General features: G+C 64.9%; 7 protein-coding genes and 1 pseudogene. All 8 read right to left on the bottom strand.

The window, feature by feature from the left end:
• Nucleotides 1-159 (bottom strand): annotated as a pseudogene (locus tag EOA32_RS40200) (SfnB family sulfur acquisition oxidoreductase); the annotation flags it as partial.
• 24 nt (nucleotides 160-183) lie between these two features.
• Entirely contained in the window at nucleotides 184-975 is a 792-nt protein-coding gene (locus tag EOA32_RS29975; protein WP_128373643.1) for an ABC transporter ATP-binding protein, read from the bottom strand.
• A gap of 72 nt (nucleotides 976-1,047) precedes the next feature.
• Nucleotides 1,048-2,388, bottom strand: coding sequence for an ABC transporter substrate-binding protein (locus tag EOA32_RS29970; RefSeq protein WP_128373642.1), 1,341 nt, complete (start codon nucleotides 2,386-2,388; stop codon nucleotides 1,048-1,050).
• A gap of 85 nt (nucleotides 2,389-2,473) precedes the next feature.
• Nucleotides 2,474-3,529: a branched-chain amino acid ABC transporter permease gene (locus tag EOA32_RS29965; RefSeq protein WP_128373641.1), complete on the bottom strand. Its 1,056-nt coding sequence runs from the start codon at nucleotides 3,527-3,529 to the stop codon at nucleotides 2,474-2,476.
• Nucleotides 3,530-3,532: 3 nt separating this feature from the next.
• Nucleotides 3,533-4,429: a branched-chain amino acid ABC transporter permease gene (locus EOA32_RS29960; protein WP_189407479.1), complete on the bottom strand. Its 897-nt coding sequence runs from the start codon at nucleotides 4,427-4,429 to the stop codon at nucleotides 3,533-3,535.
• Nucleotides 4,429-5,352 carry an ABC transporter ATP-binding protein gene (locus EOA32_RS29955; RefSeq protein WP_128373639.1) on the bottom strand — a complete coding sequence of 308 codons (924 nt, stop codon included), beginning with the start codon at nucleotides 5,350-5,352 and terminating at the stop codon, nucleotides 4,429-4,431. The genes EOA32_RS29960 and EOA32_RS29955 overlap by 1 nt, the downstream gene beginning before the upstream one ends.
• A gap of 113 nt (nucleotides 5,353-5,465) precedes the next feature.
• On the bottom strand, nucleotides 5,466-6,569 hold the full coding sequence (gene sfnG / locus EOA32_RS29950; protein WP_128373638.1) for a dimethylsulfone monooxygenase SfnG: 1,104 nt from the start codon (nucleotides 6,567-6,569) through the stop codon (nucleotides 5,466-5,468).
• Between the two features lie 163 nt (nucleotides 6,570-6,732).
• Nucleotides 6,733-7,722, bottom strand: a 990-nt coding sequence (locus EOA32_RS29945) for a hydroxyacylglutathione hydrolase (RefSeq protein ID WP_128373637.1), incomplete at its 5' end; no start/stop codon positions are given.

Here is a 7,722-nt window from a genome sequence, read left to right as displayed (position 1 = left end):
GTCGCGCCGGGAGGAGTCCTTGACGAATTCGGCGGCGAGCCTCTGGGCGACCGCGATCGCCTCGGCGTCGTCTTTGATGATGTGCGCGGGCTCGGCGGGTCTGGCGACCGGCGGCACGGCGGCAGCAGCCCTGTCGGTCTTGACGTTGGAGACGGTCATTTCTTGGCTCCTTGGGATTTCGGTTCACACGACGGCGTGGAGATGGGTTGGTTGGGCAGCCGGCGAAGGCTGTTGTCCGAGATAGAAGGCGCGCACATCCTCGCGCTGGCGCAGGCTGGCGGCGGCGCCGGAGAAAACCGAGACCCCGTTCTCGAGCACCGTGGCATGATCGGCATAGCCGAGCGCGACCGCCGAATTCTGTTCGGCGACCAGGATCGACAGGCCGGTCTCGCGGTTGAGCTTCCTAAGCGTTTGGAAGATGTCCTGGACGATGAGTGGGGCAAGCCCCATCGACGGTTCGTCGAGGACGAGCAGGCGCGGTCGCGACATCAGCGCCCGGCCGATCGCCGTCATCTGCTGTTCGCCGCCCGAGGTCAGGCCCGACAAGGTCCGGCGCTTTTCCCGCAGGCGGGGGAAATAGGCGTAGATCCGTTCCAGATCCCGGTTGATCTCGGCGCGGCTGCCGCTGCGGCCGATGCCACCCGAAACCAGGTTCTCCTCGACGCTGAGGCTCTTGAAGCAGTGGCGGCCTTCCAGCACCTGGACAAGCCCGGCGCGCACCAGGTCGCCCGGCTGTCGCCGCGAGACGTCGGCGCCATCGTAGCGGATGGTGCCTGAATTGACCTGGCCACGCTCGGCCGGCAGCAGGTTGGAGACGGCTTTCAGCGTGGTGGTCTTGCCGGCGCCGTTGGCGCCGAGCAGCGCCAGCATCTCGCCTTGCCTGATCTCGAAGCTGACGCCATGCAACGCCGTGATGGCGTGATTGTAGGTGGCGTGGATATTGTCCACGGCGAGGATGACGTCATTGCCCGGCATCGCGCGCTTCCCTGATGTCTGCGAATTGGATGACCGGGCGTCGCAGAATAGTCCGGCGCCCGGTCCGTTGGATCAGTTGGTGGCGGCTACCGCGTCGGCATCGGCGGCGGTGCGCAGCTTGATGCCCTTCTCGGCCGCGTAAGCCTCGGCCGACTTTTCGATGATCGGCCGCAGCAGCGCCCAGTCGGGGGCGATCCAGTCGGAGACGACGTTCCACTTCTTGCCGTCCCATTGCTGGAAGGTCACGTAACCTTCGCCTTCGTGGTTGTCCCAGCTGACGTTGATGGAGTGGAACAGATCCTTGGCGCCGAGCGCCTCGACCTTCGCCGGATCGAGCTTGAGGTGCTCGAAGCCCCAGCGAACCTCGTCACCGGTCAACGTGCGATGGCCGAACTTCTCCTGCGCGATGCGGATGGCCTCGACGTTGAGGATGCCGTTGACGATGCCGAGGTTATGGTAGACCGAGCCGATCCGCGATTTGTCCTCGAGGTTGCCCTTGCCGGCGTCATAAACCGTCTTCACGATTTCCTGCACCACCGGGTAGCTGTTGCCGGAAGCCTGCGTGGTGATCGCGGTGTAGCCCTTGGCCGCATCGCCGGCCGGGATGACGTCCTCTTCCGAGTTCGACCAGACGTTGCCGATGATATGGTCGACCGGATAGCCGACCTTCACCGCCGTCTTCAGCGCCACCGGGTTCATCACGCCCCACCCGCGCAGGACGACGAAGTCCGGCTTGGCGCGGCGAATCGTCAGCCATTGCGACTGCTGCTCGTTGCCCGGATGCGGCACCTCGATCTGCTGCACGGCGAAGCCGTATTTCTGCGCCAGCAGCTCATAGATCGGGATCGTCTCCTTGCCGTAGGGCGAGCCGTGATAGAGCACGACGATCTTCTTGCCCTTCAGCTTGTCGATGCCGCCTTCCTTGGCGGCAATGTAGTTCACGATGCCGGACGTCTCGCTGTAGGGATTGAGCAGTAGCGGGAACACGTAGGGAAACACCCGCCCGTCAGTGGAATCGGTGCGACCGTGATTGACCGTGATCAGCGGCACCTTGTCTGCCGTGATGCGGTCGATCATGGCGTAGGCGATACCGACCGAAAGCGGGTTCCAGGCGGCCGCACCTGCATGGCTCTTCTGCCGCTCGTAGCATTCGACGCCGCGCTCGACTTCGTACTGGGTCTCGCACTCGTCCCAGGTCAGCTTGACGCCGTTGACGCCGCCATCTCGAGTGTTGATGAGGTTGAGATAGTCGATGAAGCCGCCGAAGAAACCGGTGCCGCCGGCTGCATAGGGCCCGACCCGATAGCTCTGCAGCGGGAAATACTGCTCGTCGGCGTGGGCGGCCGGCAGGGCCACCGACACGGCCAGCGCCGCCGACAGCGCGACCGCCTTGACTGTGCTGAGGAACGTCATGGTTGAGGTACTCCGTATGGGCTTTGATCGCCCTGGTTATTTTCCGATGTTTGATTGATTGGGAGCGTATTGCCCCGAAACCGGCTCAGCTCGATTGCCAGGCGAGTGAGAGCCGTCTTCGAATCCTGTCCCAAAGGGCCACCAGGCCGTCCGGTTCAAGGATCAGGAAGAGGATGATGAGCGCGCCGAGCACAATGCGCTGGCTCATGTCGAGCACGCCCGAATCGAAGAGATCGCCGAGCAGGAAACCGCCGAGGCGCGACAGCGCCAGCGGGAAGACGACGATCAGGGCCGCGCCGAGAAAGGCGCCGCGTATCGAAGCCAGACCGCCGATGATGATGATGAACAGGATCTGGAACGAGCGGTCGAGGTCGAAGCCGGCCGGTTCGACGGTCCTGAGATAGGCGAACGCCCAGATGACTCCGGCAACGCCGATGATGAAGGACGAGATGGCGAAGGCGAGCAGCTTTGTCCTCAGCACCGGAATGCCGATGATGCGCGCTGCCGTCTCGTTGTCGCGGATGGCGATGAAGTTGCGCCCGGTCTGCGACCAGACCAGCCGGTGGGAGAGAAAGGTGAGGATGACGACGACGGTGAGCGCGAACAGGTAGCGGCCGGTCGCGCCGTCGAACTCGAGACCGGCGATCGACAGCTTCGGCGCATCGATGACGCCCGATGCCGACTCGTTGGAGAACCAGGAGAACTTGGTCAGCGCCCACTGCACGAAAAACTGCGCGGCAAGCGTCGACACCGCGAGGTAGAAGCCGCGCAGCCGCAGGCTCGGCAGGCCGAAGACGATGCCGATCGCGGCGGCCACCAGGCCGGCGAGGACGATGCTGGCGACAAGCGGCAGGCCTTCGATGCGCAGGTTGAAATTATAGGCGGCGAAGGCGCCTGCCGCCATGAAGGCCGCACTGCCGAGCGACACCTGCCCCGCATAACCGGTCAGGATGTTCAGCCCGACGCCGGCCAGGCTGAGCGCCAGGAAGGGCAGCAGGATCGCCTCGAACAGGTAGCTGCCGCCGATGAGAGGCACGACCGTGTAGGCGAAGGCGATGACCGGCAGCGGCGCCAGCCATTTCGGCAGATTTGCGCCCTTGGGCAATTCGGCGGGAGACAATTCGGTTGCGATCGCGCTCATGGCTCAGACCCTTTCGACAAGCCTCTGGCCGAACAGGCCGGAGGGGCGGATGAGCAGGAAGACCAGCGCGACGACATAGGCGAACCAGCTCTCGATGCCGCCGCCGAAATAGTCGCCGACATAGACCTCGGTGAGCTTCTCGCTGGCGCCGATCAAGAGTCCCCCGACGATGGCGCCAAGAATGGAATCGAAACCGCCGAGCACCAGCACGGGAAGTGCCTTCAGCACCACCAGGGACAGCGAGAACTGAACACCTAGGCGCGCGCCCCAGAGCAACCCGGCCACCAGCGCGACAAGCCCAGCCGCCGCCCACACGCTTGCCCAGATCAGCGGCAGTCTCAGCCCAACGGCAAGTGCGGCGAACTGGTCGTCGGCGACGGCGCGGAAGCTGAGGCCGATGCGGGTGTAGCGGAAAAACAGCGAGAGCAGCAGCACCATGGCCGCCGCCACCGCGGCGGCGAAGATGTCGAACTGGCTGATCAGCACGCCGCCGACTTCCAGTGGCACATCCTCGATGCCGAGGTCGAGGCCATGCACCTGCGTGCCCCAAATGAGCTGGGCCGCGCCCTCGATGATGTAGGAGAGGCCGAGCGCCGCCATGAACAGCGTGATCGGCGGCTTGTTGGTGAGCGGCCTCAGCACCGTGCGCTCGATGCCGATGCCGAGCGCCACCATGATGGCGAAGGTGACGGCTAAGGCCAGCGCGAACGGGACGCCGCGCTCGACGAGGCTGACGAAGGTCAGCGCCGCAAACAGAAGCAGCGCGCCTTGCGCGAAATTGAGCACGCCGGACGTCTTGTAGATCAGCACGAAGCCGATCGCGACCAGCGAGTACATGACGCCCGACAGCAGCCCGCCGGTCAGCACTTCGAGGAAGAACTGGTAGTCGAAGTCGCCGATCATATGCCTGCCCCTTCCTCATTGTCGGAGGCGACGCCGAGATAGGCGTCGATGACGCGCTGATCGTTCCTGACCTCATCCGGCGTGCCGTCGGCGATCTTGCGCCCGTAGTCGAGCACGGCGACGCGGTCCGATAGGCCCATGACGACGCCGACATCGTGCTCGATCAGCACGACGGTGGTGGCGAAGCGGTCGCGCGCCGCGCGCACATAGGCTGCCATCTCGCTCTTCTCGCCTGCCGTCATGCCGGCCATGGGCTCGTCGAGCAAAAGCAGCCGCGGTTCGGCGATGAACGCCCGGGCAAGCTCGGCACGCTTCTGCAGACCATAGGGTAGCGTGCCGGCCAGCCGGTCGCGGACGTCGGTCAAGTGAAGGAATTCGAGAACCTGGTCGGCGCGCCCGCGCTGCTCCTGCTGCTCACGGCGGCTGCGGCCGACGCCGAGTATCTGTCCGGCGAAGTTGGATCTTGTCCTGTAGGCAAGGCCGGACGCGACATTGTCGAGGACGCTGAGCCCCTTGAACAGAGCGAGGTTCTGAAAGGTGCGGGCGACGCCGAGACGCGCCAGCCGTTGCGTCGGGACCTGCGCATAGCGCGCGCCGTCGAGCCGGACATCGCCGCGATCAGCCCGGTAGACGCCGCTGATGACATTGATCAGCGAGCTCTTGCCAGCGCCGTTCGGGCCGATGATGGCGCGGATCTCACCGGGTCGGACCGACAGATCCACATCCGCGAGCGCCACCACGCCACCGAAAGACAGCCCTATGCCCTCGAGGGCAAGAAGCGGCGCGGCATCTTCCGCCGCAGGCTGTCGAGGCCTGTCGCCGTGAGCCAGCCGCTGAGCGGCCGGAAGCCCTTGCGCGAAGATCTCCGGCGCATAGACCGAAGCCTCGATCGCCCCGAAGGCATGGTTCGATATCGGCATTCCACCGTCCCCAACTGTAGTGAAGGCACACAGCATCCCGGTCGCGCGCCCGATCGGGCGCGCGGTTCATGATCATGGGCTGGCCGGACGATCTCCGGCCGGCGGCTGGCGTGCTATTCGGCGGCGAGCGCCGCCGCGGCTTCCGCGTTTTCCAGCTCGCGCACGAGCGGGATGACATGCTTGCCGAAATACTCGACCTCTTCCTGGAAGTGCAGGAAGCCGAGCAGGATGAGATCGGCGCCCGCGCGCTTCAGATCAACGATGCGCTGGGCGACCTGCAGCGGCGTGCCGATCAGGTTCGAGCGGAAGCCGTCATTGTACTGAACCAAATCGTCGAAGGACGATTTTGCCCAGTTGCCCTCGCCTTCCGGCGAAGCCTTGCCGGCATTCTTAACCTCGTGGCCGAAGGCATTGACCGCTTCCGGGTTGGCCTTGGCGATGATCTCGGCAAGCACTGCCTTGGCCTCTTCCTCGGTCTCGCGCACGATGGCGAAAGCGTTGACGCCGACCTTGACCGAGTGATTGTTAGCTTTGGCCTTTGCCTGGATGTCGTCCACCTGCTTGGCGATTTCGGCCGGGGTGTTGCCGTTGGTGAAGTACCAGTCGGACACACGCGAAGCCATGTCGCGCGCCGCGCGCGACGAACCGCCCTGGAAGATTTCGGGCAGCGGCTGCGGCGGCTTCGGCTTCAGCGAATACTGGTTGAAGCGATAGAAGTCGCCGCGGAAGGTGAAGCTGTCCTCGGTCCAGATCCCGCGCAACGCGCGGATGAATTCTTCCGATCGGCGATAACGCTCGTCATGATCGAGCCAGTGCTCGCCGATGGCGTGGAATTCCCCGCGGAACCAGCCGGAGACGAGGTTGATGGCGACGCGGCCCTCTGTGAGGTAGCTGATGGTGGCGAGCTGCTTGGCGGCCAGCGCCGGGTTCCACGGTCCGGGTAGGATCGCAGCGATCACCTTCAGCGTTTTGGTGGCGGCGAGCAGGTCATGGCTGAACGATACCGATTCATGCTGCTCGTCGGCGCCGTAGCCGGCGGTGAAGCGGATTTGGCTCAACGCATAGTCGAAGCCGGCCTGCTCGGCGATCTGCGCCAGCTTGCGGTTGTACTCCGCCGAGTGGTTGGTCCTCTGCTCGATATTCGAGATGACCAGCCCGCCGGAGACGTTCGGCACCCAATAGGCGAATTTGACTGCGTCGCGATCGTTCTGTGGCATGAAAATCTCCCGGCTTGGCCTGTCCCAATGATTGGTCCGGCGGTGGCCGAACGTGCGGACAATTATTAGTCTATTGAGTATATATACAAAGTAGGACTTTCCGTTTTCGCGGCCGCGGCCGCACGGATATACCAATTCGCCTGCCCGCACCCGCCGTGGATTTTCAGCGCGTTGCCGCGATGGTCGGCAGGGTGCCATGCCGGCTTTCGACCTCCGAGGCGACGGCCTGTGCGTGACGCGCCACTTCCGGCAGGCCCATCAGCTCGCCGAAGGTGCCGCGTGCTAATGGCCCGGCAACGAAAAGGCCAGGCACGGGCTCGCCGTTCCAGCCGACAGCGCGGCTGTCGAGTCCGGTTGCAATACCTAGCCCATGGCCATCGATCCGGATCAGGCCGGCATCGCCAAGCGAGCGCAGCGCCGGATTGGTCCGCAGCGTCTTGCCATGCGCTGGACCCGTTGTGTTGATCACCGCATCGAAATGCATCGTCTCGAGCTGCCTCTGGCCACGTCGGCGCAGAGCTACGGCCAGATGGTTCCCATCGTCATTCGAGGCCACGAGGCCGGCGGCAATATTATCGTACGTTCCTCCGGCGCGACGACGATCGAGCACCGCCTCGACCTGCGGCGCGATTCGGAAACGATGCACGTCCCAGAACGCGCGCAGCCGCCGCACCAGCCCTGTGCGCTGGTTTTTATCGAGAGCGGACCAGATCACCGGTCCCTGCAGGCGCAGCTGATCGAAGACCGACTGCCAGTTGACTCCGGCGGCGTTTGCCGCCGCCAGAGTCGAGCGGATGTTTTCGAGCAGGCCGAGCGCGGTGCTCGCCGGTGTCGAAACGAAATCGCCGAAAGGCGCGCCGCGAACATCGGGATGCCCGCGGGAGCGAAGTCCGTGGCGAGACACCGCCAGGATGCGGCCGCGATGGCCGCGGCGGTCGAGCTCCGCCACCGTGTCGGCCGAAGTCAGTCCCGAACCGACGATCAGCACGGATGCGTGGGGATCGATCGCGGCGAGCGCGCCGGCGGCATAGGGATCGGCGATGAAGCCGGCGGCATCGTCGATCGGCGTCAGGGCGGCCGGGACATCCGGCAAGGGATGGGTCATGGCAAGCACGACGACGTCGGCCGACAGGCGCCGCCCGGGCGTCTGGAC

The sequence above is a fragment of the Mesorhizobium sp. M1A.F.Ca.ET.072.01.1.1 genome (assembly GCF_004023325.1).
Taxonomy (GTDB): Bacteria; Pseudomonadota; Alphaproteobacteria; order Rhizobiales; family Rhizobiaceae; genus Mesorhizobium.
Note: the sequence above shows the minus strand (reverse complement) of the source record. Positions and strands in the feature narration are given on the sequence as shown.

What these genes read in the sequence shown, in the direction of transcription:
- EOA32_RS29975 (WP_128373643.1), bottom strand. Translation starts at nt 975, where the DNA reads ATGCCGGGCAATGACGTCATCCTCGCCGTGGACAATATCCACGCCACC.
- EOA32_RS29970 (WP_128373642.1), bottom strand. Translation starts at nt 2,388, where the DNA reads ATGACGTTCCTCAGCACAGTCAAGGCGGTCGCGCTGTCGGCGGCGCTG.
- EOA32_RS29965 (WP_128373641.1), bottom strand. Translation starts at nt 3,529, where the DNA reads ATGAGCGCGATCGCAACCGAATTGTCTCCCGCCGAATTGCCCAAGGGC.
- EOA32_RS29955 (WP_128373639.1), bottom strand. Translation starts at nt 5,352, where the DNA reads ATGCCGATATCGAACCATGCCTTCGGGGCGATCGAGGCTTCGGTCTAT.
- sfnG (WP_128373638.1), bottom strand. Translation starts at nt 6,569, where the DNA reads ATGCCACAGAACGATCGCGACGCAGTCAAATTCGCCTATTGGGTGCCG.